The following is a 19,059-nucleotide window of genomic DNA, read 5'->3' as shown; positions in this document are numbered from 1 at the left end:
GAACGTATTGTTCCGGGGCCTTTTTTTTATGCCTGCACTTTTGGCGGTATCAGTTTGTACACTACCGGCGTTACCAGCCGTGACAGGAGGGTGGAGCTGATCAGCCCGCCAATGAGCACAATGGCCAGCGGGGAAATGAGCGGGTTGCTGGAGGCGGCAATAGGGATGAGGCCGCCTATGGCCGTGAGCGAGGTCAGCACAATAGGGAGGAAACGTACTTCGCCCGCTTCGCGGATGGCCTCGTCCAGGCTTTTGCCTTGGGCGCGGAGCTGGTTGGTGAAGTCTACCAGCAGAATAGTGTTCTTCACTTCAATACCGGCCAGCGCAATCAGCCCTATGATGGCTACAAAAGAAAGCGTGTTGCCGGTGAACCACAGCGCCAGCGCGGCGCCCACAATGCCCAGCGGGATAACGGACAGAATGATGAGCGTGCTTTTGAAGGTGCGGAACTCCAGTATGAGCACCGCAATGAACAGGAACACGATGACCAGTATCACAGATTCAAAGCCGCCGAAAGATTGTTTGGCACTTTCCACTTCGCCGCCCATTTCATAACTGTACCCTGCGGGCAGGTGCATGGCGTCCATTTTGCCGGTTACTTCACCTATCACGCGGCTCACAAGGAATCCTTCTTTCACAAATGCCTTCACAGATACCACCCTTCTCTTTTCCTGGTGGTTGATGTTGACCGGCGAGGTTTCCATTTTCAGTTCCGCCACCTGTGAGAGGGGAATGGCCTGGCCCTGCAGGTTATTGACATACAGGTTGTTGAACACATCCAGTGTAGGCCTGTCGTCTCGCGCGCGGGTGAGGAGTATTTCGTAATCATTGCTGTTATGATCTGTATACTTGCCCAGGGAGAGGCCGGCCACGGCCAGGCGCACGGTGCGGTCTACCTGTACAAAAGGCACGCCCAGCTGCTGTGCTTTTTCCGGCTGTATGGCCACGCGGATGTCGCTCTTCAGCAGGTCTACCGGGTTATCGATGTACATGGTGCCGGGCGTTTGGTGCAGCATCTGTTCCACATGGCCCGCCAGGCGGCGCAGGCTATCCAGGTTATCCCCGAAGAGGCGCACTTCTACGGGTGCTACCACGGGCGGGCCCTGCTCAAAGTTCTTCACTTCCACCTTGGCGCCGGGGTAGGGCGTCCATGCCTTGCGGAACTTTTCCATTAGCGCGGCTTTGGTGTGCTGGTCTGTATCCGGCTGCAGCTGTACAAATATCTGCGCAAAGTCACTGCGCTCGTTTTCCTGCACCACGTTGTAATAAATGCGCGGGTTGCCCTTGCCTACGTTGGTGGCATAATAGCGCACCGCTTTTTCCTGCTGCAGGGCCTGTTCTATTTCACGCGCAATGCGGTTGGTGTACTGGATGCTGGATTGCGGCGGGGCGGTAATGTTCACCAGGAACTGGGGCTTTTCCGAAGCCGGGAAGAGGCTGAAACCAATGAGGTTGAACACCACCAGGGAGCCGCCAAAGATCAGCAGCGTGGTAATGAGGGTGAGCGCCGGGCGTTGCAGCGCCTTATCAAGCAGCCGCGCATAACTGCCATGGATCAGCTTTTTAAGGCCACGCATAAAAATGTTGCCATCCGGGTGGCCCGTATGCGGTTTCAGCAATTTGCTGGTCAGGAAGGGGATGATGGTGAGCGATACCACCATGGAGGCCAGCACGCAGAAAATTACGGCCATGGGCAGCCCGCGGATGAAATCTCCCGCGCCTTCCGGCATGAACACCAGCGGCATAAAAGCAATGATGAGCGTAACGGTGCAGCCCACCACGGCCAGGCCTATCTGTTTGGTGGCCTTCAGCGTGGCTTCCAGGGCGCTGTGGCCTTCCAGCATCCACCGTTCTATATTTTCCACCACTACAATACTATCATCTACCAGCAGGCCGAGCGCCACTACCAGGCCCACAATGCTGAGCTGGTTGAGGTTGTAGCCGAAGAGCCGCAGCAAAACAATGCCGATGGCCAGTGACAGGGGGATGGAGATCATCACGATCACCGCCTGCCGGAAACCCAGCGGCAGCAGGGTAATGGCTACCAGGCCAATGGCAATGAGAAAGTCCATGCCCAGGCTGCCCAGCCGCCGGTTCACGTTCTCCGCCTGGTCAAAGTGTTCCACCATGTCTATATTGGCCGGCAATGTTTTGCGGAAGGCTGCCAGCACCGGTTTGTAGAGCTGCTGTGTTTTGCTGATGTTTTCTCCCTCTTTCTGCGCCGCGGCCACAAACACGCTGCGGAAGCCGTTGAGGCGGGTGTGGTAGGTTTCGTCCGCATACCCGTAATACACCTTGGCAATGTCTTTCAGGTAAACATTGCGGCCGCCGGCGGCGTATACGATGGTATTACGTATCTCGTCCATGGAATGGAAGTTGCCGCTGGTCTTGATATTGAAGCTGCGGTTGCCTGCTTCTATGCTGCCGCCGGGAATGCTCAGGGTCTCGTTTTGCAGGCTGCTGATCACATTGTTGAGCGGCAGGCCCATCTGCGCCATTTTTTCGAGGTCCAGCTCCGCCCGTACCTGCTGGTCAGGCAGGCCGAATATTTCCACTTTTTTCAGCGGCGTCAGTTTCTCCAGTTCGTCCTGCAGCTTTTCCGCGAAGAACTTCAGCCGGTCTCGCGGGGCGTTTTCGGAAATGAGCGCCACCTGCATGATGTTCACGTCTGAAGGCTGGAACTTGCGTACTTCAATGTCTATGTTCTCCGGCAGCTCACGGCGTTTGTTGTTGACCACGCGCACCATTTCCTGGTATTTGTCGTCTACGTTGCTGTTGTATTTATAGTCTACCCGCAGTACGGCCAGCCCGTCGCTGATGCTGGTGCGGATGCGGAGGATGTTCTCAAGGCCGTGTATCTCCTTTTCCAGCGGGTCTACGATCAGTTCTTCCATGTCTCGCGGACTGGTACCGGGGTACACGACCACCACGGAGTAGGTGGGGGCATGCATTTCCGGGTCTTCGGACCGGGGCATGTTGCGTATGGTGGTAACGCCGAGGGCTATGATCATCATAAAGATGACGAGGGTGAACTGGTAGTTCTTCACGGCATATTCAGATATTTTCATCAGTACATGTTTGAATTTTTAAAACGGGCCTGATGGAACAGGGTTTCATCAGTGCATATTTGATTTTTTGAAACGGGCCTGATGGAACAGGTGTGTTTCATCAGTGCATATTTGAATTTTTAAAACGGGCCTGATGGAACAGGGTTTCATCAGTGCATGTTTGATTTTTTGAAACGGGCCTGATGGAACAGGCGTGTTTCATCAGTACATATTTTATTGGATGATGTGGATGCGGCTGCTGTCACGCAGGTAGGCGCTGCCGGCAATAATGAGCTGGCCGGCGTTTTCCAGGCCCTGGCTGATCAGCACATGATCTTTCTCCATGCCCGCTACTGTTACTTTTACCTTGTGGGCCGTTTTGCCGTTGTTGGTTACGAACACATAGCCGCTGCTGCCGTCTCCGTCCAGCAGGGCATCGTAGGGAATGGCCCAGCCCGCGGGCGCGGCGTTGCCGCTGGTTTGCACTACTGCCTTGCCGAACATGCCAAAGGCTATGTTGGCGGGCTTTTCACCGGTGATGCGGATGTCTATGCGGAACGCGCCGCTGGCGGGGTCCACACCTTCGGAGCGGCGGGCCACTGTGCCGCTGAAAGTTTTGCCGGGCACAGATTCTATCTCCACACTGGCTTTGTCATTCGCCTTGATGGCCGCCCACGCCTTGTTGCTCACGGCCGCGCGCAGCAGCCAGTTGCCGGAAGCGGCGCCGTTGGTTTGCAATACCGGCGTGCCCGGCTGCACCAGTTGTCCTTCTTCCGCCAGCTTGCGCAGTACAAAGCCGTTGCGCGGCGCGGTAATAACACTGTGGTTCCTGTTGAACTGCGCTGTGTTCAATTGCTGCCTGGCCATTTCCATGGCGGTGGCGGCGTTTTGCAGTTGCTCCAGCGTGGCCACGCTGTCATTGTAAAGGTTTTGCGCGCGCTGATGGTCTCGTGTGGCCTTTTCAAACGCCAGCCTGGCCTGCTGCACCTGCGCGTCTATTTCTACCGGGTTGAGCATGGCCACCGTCTGGCCGCGGCGGATGGCGTCTCCCTCTTTTACGGCAATGCGCTGGATGATGCCGCCGGTCTTGAAAGACAGCAATACCTCATCATCTGTGGTGAAGGTGCCGGAAACAGGTATGCTGGCTGCGGAAGCGGAGCTGGTGAGCGGCATCAGCCTGACGGGGATGGACGTTTGCTCCGGGATGCCGGATGCGGCGTTGCCATTGCCGCAAGATTGCAACGCTGCTGCGGCCATGAATAACAGGGGAAGGAAATGCGGTTTCATATAGTGTGATTATTAAATGGTTTGTAAAGGATAAGATGCCTGCGCTCGTTCCACGTCTGCGGCAGACACCTGTACGTCTGCCCATGCCTGCAACAGTTGCAGCCGCGCCTGGGTGAGCTGGTCCTGCGCGTCCAGCAGCTCAATGTAGAGCAGCTGTCCTTCGCGGTAGACCTTCTGCTGGTCTGAAAAATACTTTTCAGAGAGCTGCAGTTGCGTTTGCGCAATGCGGAAGGAGGCACAGGCGGCATTGTAGTTGTTCTGCGCGCGGTCCAGTTCCAGCTCCAGCCCCTGCAGCGTTTCGCTGTAGGCGGTTTGGGCAATGGCCGCGTCTGTACGGGCCTGCTTGATGCGTTGTTTGCGCTGGCCGCCGGTGAAGATGTCCCATTGCAGGTTCACGCCCCAGAGGTAATAACGGGTCTTGTTGTCAAAATCCCAGTTGAAGCCCTGGCTGCCCAGGTCAAGAAAGGTGCTGACCTTGGGCGTGAAAAGCGATTGCTCCTTTTTTTCCGCCAGCAGCGCTATAGTGTGGGTGGTTTCCAGTTGCTGAAGCTCTTCCCTTTGCCGGATGCCGGCAGATGGCAGGGCGGCGGGTATGGTGAGGGTGGCGCTGTCCAGCTCAATACTGTCTGCCAGCGGCCGGTTCAGCAAAAAGTTGAAGTAAGACCGGGCGTTCTGCTGCCGGGTACGGGCCTGTGTAATGGACGCCTCCGCCCGCTGCAGCTCTGTTTGCGCGCGGGTCAGCGATGTACTGTTGCGGATGCCGTTCCTGAGCATGCTCTGGTTGACGCGGATGTTTTCCTGTACCAGTTTCAGCGCATGGTTGTACACCTCTACCGCGCGCACAGCCTGGAAGTACTGGTAATACGCCGTTTTCACGTCTTTCACCAGTTGCCGTTTGTATACATTGAGGATGGCCTGCTGGCGGGTGATATCTTCCTGCCTGATCTTTTTGGCGTACATGATCTCCGTATTGATGAGCGGGAGGGAGGTACGCAGTTTGGCGTCATAGAAGTTGTCAGGATTGAGCAGGATAGACTCGTTGGACAATTGCGGGAATTTCTGGCTGGCCGTCAGTTCGTTGAGCGTGTTGTACACCGGGTTCATGAGGTCTCCCAGCGGAAGGTCTATAGTGCGGCCGCCGCCAGCCTTGGTGTAGTTGGCCAGCAGGGAGGCCTGTGGCAGAAAGAAGGCTTTTGCTTCCTGTAGGGCGTAGAGGCTTTTTTCCAGCTGGAAGTGTTGACGGCTCACGGCCTGGTTGCGTTGAACGGCCTCGGCAATATAGCCGTTCAGCCGCGATTGCGCCCTGCTGCTGAACACAAGGAGGTTCGTAAACATCATTAGGTAAATGATTCTTGATAACATAATGAACACTGTTTAGTGTATGGTTCAAAAAAGAGAGAAGTGGTATGCTTCTCTTTTCGTTTGTGTTTTTTTATAGTGCGGGCGGCATTGCCCGTATGTGTTACGTTTTCATCAGCTTCAGATGCTCGTCGATAGACGCTTTGATGATGCGCGCTACTTCTCCTTCCGCCACTTCCAGTACCTTGAAGCGGCAGCGTACTTCCAAAGACACGAGGCCATGGCCGAGAGACCATACGGAGAGAGAGGCTACCCGGTTATCCTTGTAACGGATCAACTGGCGCTCAATACACTCCTGTATGGTATGGTTCAGGTAATCGAAACACGCATCGCCGTTTGTCCAGCCGCCTTTTTCATCGGCCGTTTTCATGGGAGAACGGATGATGAACATCAGATCGTACAGGTCAGGGTGGGTCAGGCCAAACTCCACGTAAGTGTGCATGACCTGCGTGAGCCGTTTCCAGGGATCTTTGCTCACGGCATTTTCCTGGAAGGCTTTCAGCAATTCTCCGAAGGCCTCCCGCTGTACTTCATACAGCAATTCGTCTTTGTCTTTATAATACAAGTAGATAGTGCCCGGGCTGTATTCTATCTTTTCCGCTATGGCGCGGATAGACGTTTTTTCATACCCTTCGTCCACAAACATGCGCATGGCCGCTTCTATGATGAGGCGCCGCATTTCCTGTTTCTCCCTTTCTTTCCGGTCTGAAATACCCATTAATAAAAAATTTACAGCACAAATATACTGAACGGCGTTCAGTAACTCCAAATTTAATTTTGAAACCTGCCCTAACAGATGCAGTATCTTTGCGTTATGATCAGAAACGCCCGCCCGGCAGACGCGCCCCAGGCCGTTCCCCTGCTATTCCAGGCCATGTATGACGTGGCCTGCAAACTGGCCGGCACTACCAGCAACGGGGTGCTGCAGCCGCTATTTGAGCATTTTTTCCGCCAGCCCGGTAACCAGTACAGTTACGAGCATACGCTGGTATTTGAAGATGAGAGAGGCCTCGGCGGCATTATTGTGGGGTATGACGGGGCGCTGCTGGAGGCCCTGCGGGAGCCTGTACTGTCCTACATCAGCGCCCAACTGGGGCATGCATACCTGCCGGGAGATGAAACAGGGCCGGGGGAGTATTACCTGGACAGTATTGCCGTAGCCCCGGCCAGCCAGGGGAAAGGCATTGGCCGGCAACTGATCTATGCCGCTGAAGACAAGGCCAGGGCGCAGGGGCATCCGCGAACAGGCCTGCTGGTGAGCGATGGGAACCCCGACGCGCGGCGGCTGTATGAGCGCCTGGGTTATACGGTGCGGGAAGCCGTGCAGTTCAGCGGCGGCAATTACCTGCACCTGGTAAAAATGTTATCGTAACGAATTTTTTTTTAGTCGCCCGTCTTCTTTCCTGTTGAAAAAAGAAATGTTTCCTGGTATCACTTTTGACAGCACTCATCATCGCTGACTACACTTATCACCGCACCATGCTCACAGCAGATGCCTGCTGTTGCACACCTTCACCTTCAAACAGCCGCAGGGCCTGCGCACCGGCTTCTACGCCCAATCCCAAAAGGAGAGAGGCTTTCCGCTGATGTTGCATATATCCGGTATAAAGCTGCCGCGTTCCGCAATTTTTTTACAGGTAAATAGCATTTACCACCCATCCAATAATTCAAGCCAACAAGATCAATTTGTTTACTTTAGCCGCGAGTGTAAATCAATCTGGTACTAGTAAACATGAGGAATTTTGTCATTTTAGTGATCGGCGCCATCCTTTGCGCAAGTGCCCCGGTTTGGGCGCAGCAGGGAGAAGGACAAGCCCAGATCATGGGAAAATTATTGGACGAACAAAGCGGTAAACCTGTAGAATATGCATCTGTTGCGTTGTTAAACACAGACTCTTCCGTAGTAACGGGTATGCTATCCAAAGGCAATGGCGATTTTGACTTTCCCGCCATTAAACCCGGCAGTTATATTTTGAAGATATTTTTTATCGGCTATCAAACCTATTTCAGGAATGTGACCGTAAAACGGTCGCTGGACGTAGGGAATATCAAAATGACCACGTCGGCTACAGCCCTGCAAACGGTGGAAGTAGTGGGAGAGAAACCCGCTTTCACCATGGAGATCGACAAGCGGGTGTTCAACGTAGACAAGAACCTGGCCAGCATTGGCGGTACCGCTACAGACGTGCTGCGGCAGGTGCCTTCCGTGAATGTGGATATAGACGGCAATGTGAGCGTGCGCAACGGCAGCCCTACTATTTTTGTAGACGGCCGCCCCAGTACGCTTACGCTTGACCAGATACCGGCAGACGCTATTGCGAACATAGAAGTGGTGACCAATCCCTCCGCCAAATACGATGCGGAAGGGATGAGCGGCATCCTGAACATTGTGCTGAAAAAGAACCGCAGGGCAGGCATCAACGGGCTGGTGAGCGCGGGCATTTCCTCCACCGGAAGCACCAACGCCGGGCTGGACCTGAACATCCGCCAGGGCAAGGTGAACTTTTTTGTCAACTACAACCTGCGGGACAGACGGTCTCCCATGCGCCAGCACCTGTTCCGCAAAAACCTGGGCGCGGATACCACCACTTACCTGGACCAGTACCAGCAAGGGGATTACGGGCGCAGGTTCCAGAACGGCCGCGCGGGTTTTGACTGGTTCATAGACAACCGCAACACCATCACCATTTCGCAGGGCATCACGGCCGGTGATTTCAACAACCTGAACACCCAGACCACGTATGACCTGGATGAGCATCAAAACCGCGTGCGCTACGGCCTGGGCCGTAATGACAGCCGGCATGGCTTCCGTAACTACACCACGCAGGTTGGCTACAAGCGCACCTTTTCAAAAGAGGGCCGGGAGCTGACGGCGGATTTCACCTACAACCGCGCCAACAACACCAATAAAGACGATTATAACCTGCAGTATTATGATATGCAGGACAATATCAGCAACTCGCCCAACCAGCCGGAGCTGCGTTATGGCAATGGCAAGGGCAATACCACCTATTACACCGGGCAGATTGATTTTGTGAACCCGATCAATGAAAAATCAAAGATAGAGGCCGGCCTGCGTACCACTTCCCGTACGTTCAATAATGTACTGAACACTTTCGGGAAAGACTTTGCCACCGGTGATTTCCTACTGGATTCCGCCCTGTCTAACGACTACCATTACACGGAACAGATCAACGCGGCATATGCCAGCTATACCGGCGCTTTTGGCGATTACGGCTTTCAGGCGGGCTTGCGTGCGGAGCAGTCTTACTACAGCGGTGAAATGCGCAATGTAAAAGACGCCGCCTATGATATCGACTATCCCATCAGCCTGTTCCCGAGCCTGTACCTGACGCGCAAGTTCAAGGGAGACCACGAGCTGCAGCTCAATTACAGCCGCCGTATCCGGCGCCCCTGGTTCCGGGACCTGCTGCCCAACATCGAGTATAACGCCAATTCCGCCCGCAGGGGCAACCCGGCGCTTACACCGGAGTTCACCAACTCCTTCGAGCTGTCTTACCTGAAAGATTTTGACCGCAAGCACAACGTGCTGGCTTCCGTATATTTCCGGAACACCAACCACGCCATCACCAACTTCAGCGTAGACACCACGCTGGTGCTGGACGGGCAGGAGCGGCAGGTGGTACTGAGCTACCCCATCAACGCCAACCAGCGTAACACCTACGGCGCGGAACTGACGGTGCGCAACCAGATCACCAAAGGCTGGGACATTACCACCAACCTCAACATCGCCCAAACCAGCATTGAGGCCGAAGGCATCAGCAACAAGGGTTTTGTGTGGTTCGGAAAGGTGAACAGCAACACCAAACTGCCCTGGAGCACCACGCTGCAAGTAACAGGGGAGTATGAGTCACGCCAGATCAACCCGCAGGGTGAAGATGCGCCGGAATACCAGATAGATGTGGCGGTAAAAAAGGATTTCTTCAAGAAAAAGAACTTCTCCGTGGCCGTTGGCCTGAACGATATATTCAACACCGACCGGGACCTGAGCTGGACCAATACCACGTTTTCGCAGAGCGAGCGCTACCGCAAACGCGCCTCCCGTGAGCTGCGGGTGAACGTAAGCTGGCGCTTCGGTAAAATGGATGCCAACCTCTTCAAACGCAAAAGGAATAATGATAACAACGACGGTGGCGACATGGGCGGCGACGGGTTCTGATTTTGTATAAACAGATAATTGGGCTACCTTGAGCGGGTGCCAATAACTGCTTTATCATGATTTCGCTCCGTGCTATTTCAGACCCGGTATACCGGGAGCCAGCTAATGCATCTGCCGCAGACCGTTTCTTTCTGCAATTCATCCGTGACAAGCGTGACCTGCCGTTTGTACACCTGACCATCCGCATTACGCTGGTGCTGGGTATACTGGCGGTGCTGTTGTACATGCCCTTCATCACCGGCTGGTGGTGGGGCATACTGGCCGCCGCCTACCTCGTTTTCAACAATTTTATATTCAAAGGCCCCTTTGGCCTCATGCTGCACTGCACCAGCCACCGCGCTTTTTTCAGGAAGGAGTACGATCTCATGAACCATTACCTGCCCTGGGTAATAGGCCCGCTGTTTGGCCAAACGCCGGAAACCTACTACAGCCACCACATCGGCATGCATCACCCGGAAAACAACCTGCCGGAAGATGAAAGCAGCACCATGCGCTTTCAGCGGGATTCCATCCGCGGGTTCGGCGAGTACCTCGGCAGCTTCCTCTTTGCCGGTATTTACCACCTGGCCAGTTACTTTGTGCGCAAAAAACGCAAGAAGCTGCTGGTACGCTCCGTACGCGGGGAGTTGCTCTTTGTGGTTTTCTGTGTGGGCATGAGCTTCGTGAACTGGCCCGCCACGCTGGTGGTGTTCATCATCCCCTTTGTGATATCCCGCATTGTGATGATGCTGGGCAACTGGGCGCAGCATGCTTTTGTTTGCCCGGAAGACCCCGGCAATCCCTACAAGAACAGCATCACCTGCATCAATACCAAATACAACCACAAATGCTGGAACGATGGCTACCACATCAGCCATCACATCAAACCGTCCATGCACTGGACAGAACACCCCAATTTCTTCCGCGATACCCTGCAGGAGTACATCAGCAACAACGCCATTGTGTTTGACGGCATCCACTTCCTGCATGTATGGGCTTACCTGATGGGCAAGCGCTACGACCTCCTGGCGCGGCATTTCGTGAACATCGGCAACAAATACGCTTCTGAAGAGGAAGTGGTGGCGTTTTTGAAGGAGAGAACGAGGAGGATTGCGGCGTAGGGTGGATATAATATAATAAAAATCAATATGTATGATTCCGGGCGGCTTTTTTTAAAATGTCGCAAATAGCTCTATATTTATGTCACGGAAAAACATCTTCCCGTAACCTATGCAAGTCGAATCCCTATTTCCCCCTTTGACGCTTAGATGGAATGCTGTCTTCCGGTTACAACCTCCAAAAAGTGTTTTAGTATGGATATTATAGCATACCACGATTTCCATAACATCCGCCTCAGTGACTTCTATAACGGCCCGGACTACCGTGAGGTAGAGAACTATGATTTTATGGGCGAGCAATGGGTGGGCGAGCTGTCTGGTTTCAACACCTTTCTCCGCCTCACCAGCGAGCCGGAGGCCACAAAATCCATTTCGCTGGACTTTACCAAAGACGAGCAGGGCATTACCGGCAAGGTGCTGGAAGTGCTGCACCTGCCCATCAAAACGGCCTGCTCGGAATCAGACCTGGTGGCGCTGCTGGGAGAGCCCTACAAGAAGCTGCGCCTGGCCAAGGATACCGTGACCATGGATTACATCATCGGGGAGCAGCATACGTACTATTTATCCTGTACGTTACATCTTGTCAACGGATTGATGTATCTTGATATTATGAACGAGGAGAAAGTGATCAAAAAGCTGAAGTCTAAAGAGAAAAAGAAGAAAGAGGCATAACCCGTTTTCGTATTACCTATATCTATTAGTTATGATAACCCGCATTCTTCCTGTTTTACTTATACTGATGGCTGCACCCGCGCTGGCGCAAGACAGTGTATTGGCGCGCATCAACCAGGTGCCGCAGAAATACCTGAGCCAGGTAAGCCAGAAGAGCCGGCAATTTGAAAAGCAACTGAACAAACGCAGCGAAAAGGCGCTCAACCGGCTGATGAAGCAGGAGAAGAAGATGCAACAGAAACTGGCTAAAATAGACAGCATAGCCGCTAAAAACATTTTTACCAACTCAATAGACTCCCTGGGCAGGTTAAAAGCCAAACTGAAAAGCAAAACCGCCAAACTGGAGAAATTTGCCGGCGGCCAATACTTCGGTTACCTGGATACCCTGCAAAACTCCCTGGGCTTTTTGAAAGATTCCAAAGAATGGCTGGGCAAGGCAAAGGGCGCGCAAGACAAGCTCAGCGGCTCCCTGAAAAACGTGAAAGAGCTGCAGGCCAAACTGCAGCAGGCAGAGCAGATCAAAAACTACATCCGCGAACGGCGGCAACTGCTGAAATCACAACTAAGCCAGTACCAGGGCCTTACCAAAGACCTTCAAAAGATCAACAAAGAAGCCTACTACTACGCGCAGCAGATCAATGAATACAAAGAAGTGTTCAAAGACACTAAAAAGGCGGAGGCCAAAGCCATGGAGCTGCTGCAGAAGTTACCCGCATACAACGATTTCATTCAGCGCAACTCGCAGCTGGCCAGCCTTTTCAACCTGCGAAGCGGCGGCGGCATGTCTGGCGAAAACCTGGAGCAAAGCCTGGCAGGGTTGCAGACCCGCACCCAGGTGGACCAGCTCATTCAACAACGCCTGGGCAGCGGCGGCCCCAACGCCCGGCAGGCCGTCAGCCAGGAGATGGAAGCTGCGCGCTCCCAGTTTGAAGAACTGAAAAAGAACTTTCCCGACCTGGACAATGCGGCAGATATGCCTGATTTCAAACCTAAGGAGCTAAAAACCAAGAGCTTCCTGCAACGGCTGGAGTTTGGCACCAATGTGCAGTTCCAGCGCTCCAACCAGTATTTTCCCACTACAGGGGACTTTGCGGGACAGGTGGGCTACAAATTCAGCAAAGACGGTATTGTGGGCGTGGGCGCTTCTTACAGGCTGGGCATGGGCACCGGGTTTGACAACATCCGTTTTTCTCACCAGGGAGTGGGCTTCCGCTCTTTCGGGGACTACAAGCTGAAAGGTACTTTCTTTGTGAACGGCGGGTTTGAGTATAATTACAATACCGCCTTCACCTCCAGTATACCCTTATTGTATGATAACGGCTGGACGCGCAGCGCCCTGCTGGGCATCAGCAAAAAATACAAGATCAATAACAAGCTGAAAGGGAATTTGATATTGTTGTATGACTTTCTGGCCAATCAGCAGATACCCAAAACAGATCCGATCAAGTTCAGAGTGGGGTATAATTTCTAGTAAAATTGTTTGACCTATGAGATATTTATGGATGGCGTGTGTTGCCTTGTTTGTACCTATGTTGCTTTTTGGGCAAGACGCGGAGTATATGAAAATACGGAGCGATATTTTTCCGGAAGATAGAAATAGTGTTGGGGAGAACGGGTTCCGGGCAGTGCATTATGTTAATCAGTTTTCCACTTTTTTATTGAGCTTTAACGCTTATGGGAGCACGGGTATTGTCCAGATGGAAGCATTCTATTGGGGAGATATAAGGTTCCGGAACAAAGTGGACGGGGTTAACTGGAATGCCTGGAAGAGTTTGTTTTGACGAATCACCATTTGCCGGATATGCCTTCAGAGCAGGAAGTGGTGGAATCTGGGATGGATGTAGCGGATATGAACGCGCGGTTGCTGCGGAAGGTGGAGGAGCTGACCTTGTATATTATTCAGCAGGAGAGGGAGATGAGGGAGGTGAAAAAGCGGTTGGAGGAGGTTGAAAATAGGGTTCTTGAATAAAAACATATTGTAAAAGGTAAAAAAATAGTTCCCTTATGAAAAAACTTTTTGCTACTACTCTTTTTGTATTCATGAGTTTGTACGCTTCAAGCCAGTATCAACAAATAGTGCCTATAACACCTGAAGCGGCAGCGTTAACTAAAGTTGTTAATTATCCAGTTGACCTTAATACCGGAGTACCTAATATTAATATTCCATTTCATGAAATTAAAACAGGAGGATTGGTGTTGCCGATTGGTATTAATTATCATGCAGGGGGCTTTAAGATAAATGAACAATCTACCAGAGCCGGCTTGGGATGGTCATTGAACTGTGAACTTCAAATTACCAGGACAGTTAATGGACTGGACGACTTTTCCCCTGGAGGATATTACAACAATACATTGGTAAAAGCTTATCATACAAATAACCCTGGATACAATGCTTATCCTTTCAAAGACTTCACAAGCGATTTTATCTCGCGCGGAGAAAATGGCCTGGCAACGGGACAGGTAGATGGCCAGCCGGATAAATTTACCTATCAATTATTGAATAAAACCGGGTCCTTTTATATTCAAAAGAATGATGCGGGAAATGTAGCTGGCATAGTAGCAGTTCCTTATGACAACATAAAAATCGAATACGCCAATGGTAGTTTTACGATTACCGACACTGATGGAACTGTATATTATTTTGGAGAGCCTGGTGTTGGCCCCCTTTCAAGTAGGCATTTGAGTGGCATAGAATACACTGAAGTAACATATCCTAACAGTCCCATTCGCACGGCATGGAAGTGTAAAAAAATTGAAAATGCAAGTAAAACTGCTCAAATTAATTTTGAATATCTTTTGAAACCAGTTGCTTTATTTAGAAAAGCTACAGACTATATAGAATACTACCATACGATCGATATTAATTTTTACCCTCCTTTTGGGTCAGACTGCGCTCAGAACCTTTTTAGAGGAGATGAGTATCCTGCATCGTCAATTTCAGAGTATAACAATTTATTGTCAAATATTCCCTTTCAAAACCTTTCATCACCTAAATACATGGAACACTTTGGTTATGGTGGCCAGAAATTCCACCTGCCCTATCTTAGTCAGGATGGGACATCTCTGATAGACAAAGTGTATTCAGTCAATACAGGGGGATTTTTCCCTTCACTAGCTACAATTTCGGGGGTAGTTCTTTCGAAAATAACATTCAATGGTGGATCTGTTGAATTTACAGGAACGGATCAGCTTAACAGTCTCTATGTGCGGGATAAATTCAATAATGTAGTTAAAGATATTACGTTTTATCAAAGCCTTATAGCGCCTATCTATCTTTCAACTGCAAAAATTTTTAACGGGGATGATTACAATGGAACAACATATCTCGATAGTATTCGAATCAATGGGAGCGATATATATAGGTTTTCTTACAAAAATAAGATTGCATTTGGAAATCATCTGATTGGGCAAGACGCATGGGGCTATCGTAATAGCCATACAACAGAAGTAGATAGTTATTCTTCTGATTACCCCAGGAACGTACCACGCCAGTCTGACTTGCTGGAAAAACACCTGACGCGTTTCCCGTATGCTTGTACAGAAATTATCCCGCCATTTGATTTTTCCGTAGGTGGTAGTTCAACTGCGGAGGTTACTGATGCTGAGTATATGGCATTTGGAACACTGCAACGAATTATTCATCCAACTGGCGGATATACAGATTTTGATTTGGAGCCTAATAGATATAATGAGAATATTAACATATTTAACGATGATCAACCTAATACAACTGCGGTGCCACGTGTTGGAGGAGGCTTGCGAGTAAGAAGCATTAGCTATTATGATGGAATTGAACAGATAGTTCCAGCCTGGCGAAAAATTTACAAGTATGGCGAGCTGGAGAATGGAATGGGGATAGCACTGAATAAGCCCGCAGCTATCTATAACGGAATAAAACGGGGGTACGATGCGTTTGTGTACGAACAATACGTGGGATATGCAGTTAGGGAAAGCATCAACTGTGGCGATCCACTTTCATGTTTTCGGCTGGTGGCAACAGAGTCGAAGAAAACATTAGCACCAGCTTCATATCTGAACTATGCCTATCCTAATGGTGCGCCGATTTACTATACAAAAGTTGCCGAGTATCAACATGATTTAGGTGTAGTTACCGGCAAAAGGGAATATGCCTATTACAGACCAGGTAAGTTTAATCTAATAGAAGGCATTCCTCCTCTTGAACTGATGCATACTACCAGTATTATTGAAGGAACAAATATTCCCTGGCAGCATAGCAGTGGGCTAATGGGGGCTCTGAAGTCTGAGTCTGATTACAAATTTGAAAACTGTGAGATGAAGCTATTTCGTCAAAAGGACTACCATTATAAACCCTATATCAGACCCTTGCAAATTCGTGTGGCTTGTTCCTTTCTTAAAACTATATATCAGCTAAATGGAACCCCACCTGATATTAGCGGTGGTATTTATAATGACTTTGTATCTTTTTCAGGAGTTACGCGTCCCCCCGAAATATATAAAAGTAATGAATACGGCATAGCTGTTGGTAAATTATTGCTGGAAAGTGAGGAAGAAAAATGGTTTAATAATAACTCAACCATGACGAATAGTATTACTTATTATTATGATAGCGATCAATATATCCAACCAACAAGAATGAGAACAGTAAACAGCAAAGGCGATTTGATTGAAACCAGATTGCTGTACCCATATAACCTGACTTCGGATCCTGTTTACGCCAATATGACGCAAAAAAACATAATTAATCCAGTTATTGAAGAAAAGACGACAAATCTTTCAAATAGCAGAGAGTTACATTTAACCAGGAATAACTACAGCAATTTTACAGCAGGAACTGGCTTCATTGCCCCTGCTTCTATTCAGAAATCGTATGATGGAGGCACATTGCGAAGTGAAGTAGTCTTTGATCAATATGATCAATGGGGGAATCTACTGCAATTAACTACGAAGGACCAGCTTGTTAAGTCGTATGTATGGGCTTATGACGGACAATATCCCGTTTCGGAAGTTACCGGTTTAGCTTATTCAGAAGTAGATGCCATCGTAAATCCGAATCCCGGCTCGCCTATTAGTACGAGTTATGATGAGCTGGATATAGACAACAGGGTTGGGAATTTAAGAAGCCATGTTAATGAGGATAAGATATTTGTGACGACATATACGCATGAACCTTTGGTAGGGGTAATAAGTAAAACAGATCCTCAAGGCAGAAAGGAGTTATATGAATATGATAATTCGGGAAGATTAAGGATCATTCGAAATAATGAGGGCAACGTTACCAGGCAGATTGAGTACCATACCGCAGGGGATTTCTCAAGAGAGCATCTTGATAACTTTTTTTATAATCATTCAGATAGTGCTATTGCGTCAATTCCTGTTATCTGCGAATCAAATTTGCCTCGGCTAAATGTTATACTTCAAACATATCTTCCTCCGAGTACTATACAAACGCCCAATATAGATATTGAGTTTTACAGGAAAGGTATATTGGATGAAAGAACAGCATTTCCATCCGTATCAATTGGTCAAATGTATACTAATCAAATAAGTATCCCGGCAGACACTTTTGAAATCCGCTTTATGCCCTCGTCTTTTTATACCGGGCCGGAGATAAAGTATTACTATACTGTACCTGCAGACCCGGATACTTTTATACGTATCTATTCTGGAAGTATTATAAGCTTTCAGGTTCCTGTATCAGGAAATTATATATTCTATGCGGACAATACGGGAACAATTAACGGGGAATAGCGAACGAACTTATTATGATCAAAAAAAGAGAACATGCGCTTCATAAACGGAGAAATTTATAGGAAATTATTACTTGTTTGCGTAGTTGTGCATACCTACAGTCTTGCACATGGCCAGGTTCCTAATGGAAGTGTTGTGCCTACTGCTACCCCCGCAACAGCCCCAGCCGCTTATCCGTCCACAATGAAGGTGAACTACATCCGCACGTGGGAACCCTCCAAAGGGATCACCGACACGGCATTGGTGGTATCCAACGGGAACGTGAAAGACGTGCGGCAGACCACGCAGTACTTTGACGGGCTGGGGCGGCCGTTACAAACGGTGAGCAAACACATTCTGCCGGGCACGGGCAATGACCTGGTAGCGCCGGTGGTGTATGATAACTTCGGGCGGGAGCAGTATAAATATTTGCCTTACGGGGTGACTGGCACCGGGCAGCTGCGGCTCAGCCCCTTTACGGAGCAGGCGGGATTTTCGGCCACGCAATACCCCGGTGAGTCTGTATATTACAGTGAGACCCAATTCGAACATAGCCCTTTGAACCGCGTGGAGAAAACGCTGGCGCCCGGCAACAGCTGGGCTGGCAGCGGTAAAGGGGTCAGTCAGCAATACCTGGTGAACACCGCCGGAGACGGGGTGAAGATCTGGGACATCGGCGCCAATGCGGGAGACTATCCCGTTGCCCGGGATACTAATTACAGTGCCGGGCAGTTGTACAAAACCGTTACGCAGGATGAGATGGCCCAGGAGGTGGTGGAGTTCAAAGACAAGGAAGGGCGGGTGGTGCTGAAAAAAGTGCAGCTGACGGCCAGTGCCGGCAGCGAAGGGCACACCGGTTGGCTGTGTACCTATTATGTGTATGATGACCTTGGCAACCTGCGGTACGTGCTGCCGCCCAGGATGGTGGATATCCTGTCGGGCAACAGCTGGAGCCTGTCCAATGCCGTTCACCGGCGGGAGCTGTGCTTCCGGTACGTGTATGACCACCGTCGGCGGATGGTGCTCAAACAGGTGCCCGGTGCCGACCCGGTGGAGATGGTCTATGATGTAAGGGACCGGCTAGTGTTCTCGCAAGACGGCAACCTTCGCACTGCGGGCAAGTGGCTGACCACGTTTTACGATGAGCTGAACCGGCCGGTGATGACGGCGCTGTACGAGACCAGCCAGACAGCCGCCGCCCTGGCTACCGCCCTGGGCACGGCCAGCGGCACCCAAACCATCGTCCACCAGATCAAAGTCCCCAGCAGCCTGGTGGTCAACAGCCACGACGGGCGGGACATCTACCAGGCCGGGCAGGAGATCGTTTTTAACCCTGGTTTTGACAGCCAGACCGATGAGCTGGAGACCTTGCTGGACCCCAACGGTACCCAGACCACGGAAACGATCTATGCCAGCAACCCTTTACCGGCCCTTGACCAAAACAAGCTGGAACCGCTGACCTACACGTATTATGACGATTATAGCTACGAAGGGGCCAAGCCCGGCCAGCCCGGCCTGCTGAGCAGCATCCCCTACAATACAGAGACCCAGCCGCATACCGACGTACTGTCTATCAGCACGCAGACCAAAGGGCTGGTCACGGGCACCAAGGTGCGGCTGCTGGAAGGCAACGGGGCCAATGACCGCTGGCTGGTGACCACTACCCGCTACGATGCCAAGGGCCGGGTGCTGCAGGTGCTGGCAGACA

General features: G+C 50.9%; 12 protein-coding genes. 7 read left to right on the top strand and 5 right to left on the bottom strand.

Going from position 1 to position 19,059, the window contains the following annotated elements; translation table 11 throughout:
• Positions 1–26 precede the first annotated feature (26 nt).
• The 4 genes from D3A97_RS24115 to D3A97_RS24100 form a co-directional block, all read right to left on the bottom strand.
• Positions 27–3,068 carry an efflux RND transporter permease subunit gene (locus tag D3A97_RS24115; RefSeq protein WP_119081132.1) on the bottom strand — a complete coding sequence of 1,014 codons (3,042 nt, stop codon included), beginning with the start codon at positions 3,066–3,068 and terminating at the stop codon, positions 27–29.
• A 213-nt stretch (positions 3,069–3,281) separates the two neighbouring features.
• Complete coding sequence (locus D3A97_RS24110) at positions 3,282–4,334, bottom strand: efflux RND transporter periplasmic adaptor subunit (protein ID WP_119081131.1); 1,053 nt, start codon at positions 4,332–4,334, stop codon at positions 3,282–3,284.
• A 12-nt stretch (positions 4,335–4,346) separates the two neighbouring features.
• Complete coding sequence (locus tag D3A97_RS24105) at positions 4,347–5,672, bottom strand: TolC family protein (RefSeq protein ID WP_198674163.1); 1,326 nt, start codon at positions 5,670–5,672, stop codon at positions 4,347–4,349.
• A gap of 124 nt (positions 5,673–5,796) precedes the next feature.
• Positions 5,797–6,411 carry a TetR/AcrR family transcriptional regulator gene (locus D3A97_RS24100; protein WP_119081129.1) on the bottom strand — a complete coding sequence of 205 codons (615 nt, stop codon included), beginning with the start codon at positions 6,409–6,411 and terminating at the stop codon, positions 5,797–5,799.
• Between the two features lie 96 nt (positions 6,412–6,507).
• Between D3A97_RS24100 and D3A97_RS24095 the strand changes: the two genes are divergently transcribed.
• Complete coding sequence (locus tag D3A97_RS24095; protein ID WP_157986742.1) at positions 6,508–7,065, top strand: GNAT family N-acetyltransferase; 558 nt, start codon at positions 6,508–6,510, stop codon at positions 7,063–7,065.
• Positions 7,066–7,162: 97 nt separating this feature from the next.
• Here the strand turns inward: D3A97_RS24095 and D3A97_RS25275 are convergent, their stop codons facing one another.
• The gene (locus D3A97_RS25275; RefSeq protein WP_262697069.1) at positions 7,163–7,288 is read right to left on the bottom strand and encodes a hypothetical protein; all 126 of its coding nucleotides are present in this window, start codon (positions 7,286–7,288) and stop codon (positions 7,163–7,165) included.
• A 137-nt stretch (positions 7,289–7,425) separates the two neighbouring features.
• On the opposite strand from D3A97_RS25275, the gene D3A97_RS24090 reads away from it, so the two are divergent.
• From D3A97_RS24090 to D3A97_RS24060, 6 genes are all read left to right on the top strand, one after another.
• Positions 7,426–9,873, top strand: coding sequence for a TonB-dependent receptor (locus D3A97_RS24090; RefSeq protein ID WP_119081127.1), 2,448 nt, complete (start codon positions 7,426–7,428; stop codon positions 9,871–9,873).
• A gap of 56 nt (positions 9,874–9,929) precedes the next feature.
• On the top strand, positions 9,930–10,973 hold the full coding sequence (locus D3A97_RS24085) for a fatty acid desaturase family protein (protein ID WP_119081126.1): 1,044 nt from the start codon (positions 9,930–9,932) through the stop codon (positions 10,971–10,973).
• Between the two features lie 192 nt (positions 10,974–11,165).
• Positions 11,166–11,642: a hypothetical protein gene (locus D3A97_RS24080; RefSeq protein WP_119081125.1), complete on the top strand. Its 477-nt coding sequence runs from the start codon at positions 11,166–11,168 to the stop codon at positions 11,640–11,642.
• A 31-nt stretch (positions 11,643–11,673) separates the two neighbouring features.
• Positions 11,674–13,113: a coiled-coil domain-containing protein gene (locus D3A97_RS24075; protein ID WP_232826069.1), complete on the top strand. Its 1,440-nt coding sequence runs from the start codon at positions 11,674–11,676 to the stop codon at positions 13,111–13,113.
• A gap of 533 nt (positions 13,114–13,646) precedes the next feature.
• Positions 13,647–17,372, top strand: coding sequence for a hypothetical protein (locus D3A97_RS24065; RefSeq protein WP_119081122.1), 3,726 nt, complete (start codon positions 13,647–13,649; stop codon positions 17,370–17,372).
• Positions 17,373–17,555: 183 nt separating this feature from the next.
• Positions 17,556–19,059 (top strand): DUF6443 domain-containing protein (locus D3A97_RS24060; protein ID WP_232826068.1); only part of this gene is annotated, 1,504 nt, incomplete at its 3' end.

This window comes from Chitinophaga alhagiae, assembly GCF_003568665.1.
In the GTDB taxonomy this organism is placed as follows: domain Bacteria; phylum Bacteroidota; class Bacteroidia; order Chitinophagales; family Chitinophagaceae; genus Chitinophaga; species Chitinophaga alhagiae.
Note: the sequence above shows the minus strand (reverse complement) of the source record. Positions and strands in the feature narration are given on the sequence as shown.

Coding starts and splice junctions, on each gene's coding strand:
- D3A97_RS24105 (WP_198674163.1), bottom strand. CDS start 5,672: ATGATGTTTACGAACCTCCTTGTGTTCAGCAGCAGGGCGCAATCGCGG.
- D3A97_RS24065 (WP_119081122.1), top strand. CDS start 13,647: ATGAAAAAACTTTTTGCTACTACTCTTTTTGTATTCATGAGTTTGTAC.
- D3A97_RS24100 (WP_119081129.1), bottom strand. CDS start 6,411: ATGGGTATTTCAGACCGGAAAGAAAGGGAGAAACAGGAAATGCGGCGC.
- D3A97_RS24085 (WP_119081126.1), top strand. CDS start 9,930: ATGATTTCGCTCCGTGCTATTTCAGACCCGGTATACCGGGAGCCAGCT.
- D3A97_RS24110 (WP_119081131.1), bottom strand. CDS start 4,334: ATGAAACCGCATTTCCTTCCCCTGTTATTCATGGCCGCAGCAGCGTTG.
- D3A97_RS24095 (WP_157986742.1), top strand. CDS start 6,508: ATGATCAGAAACGCCCGCCCGGCAGACGCGCCCCAGGCCGTTCCCCTG.
- D3A97_RS24080 (WP_119081125.1), top strand. CDS start 11,166: ATGGATATTATAGCATACCACGATTTCCATAACATCCGCCTCAGTGAC.
- D3A97_RS24075 (WP_232826069.1), top strand. CDS start 11,674: ATGATAACCCGCATTCTTCCTGTTTTACTTATACTGATGGCTGCACCC.
- D3A97_RS24090 (WP_119081127.1), top strand. CDS start 7,426: ATGAGGAATTTTGTCATTTTAGTGATCGGCGCCATCCTTTGCGCAAGT.
- D3A97_RS24115 (WP_119081132.1), bottom strand. CDS start 3,068: ATGAAAATATCTGAATATGCCGTGAAGAACTACCAGTTCACCCTCGTC.
- D3A97_RS25275 (WP_262697069.1), bottom strand. CDS start 7,288: ATGCAACATCAGCGGAAAGCCTCTCTCCTTTTGGGATTGGGCGTAGAA.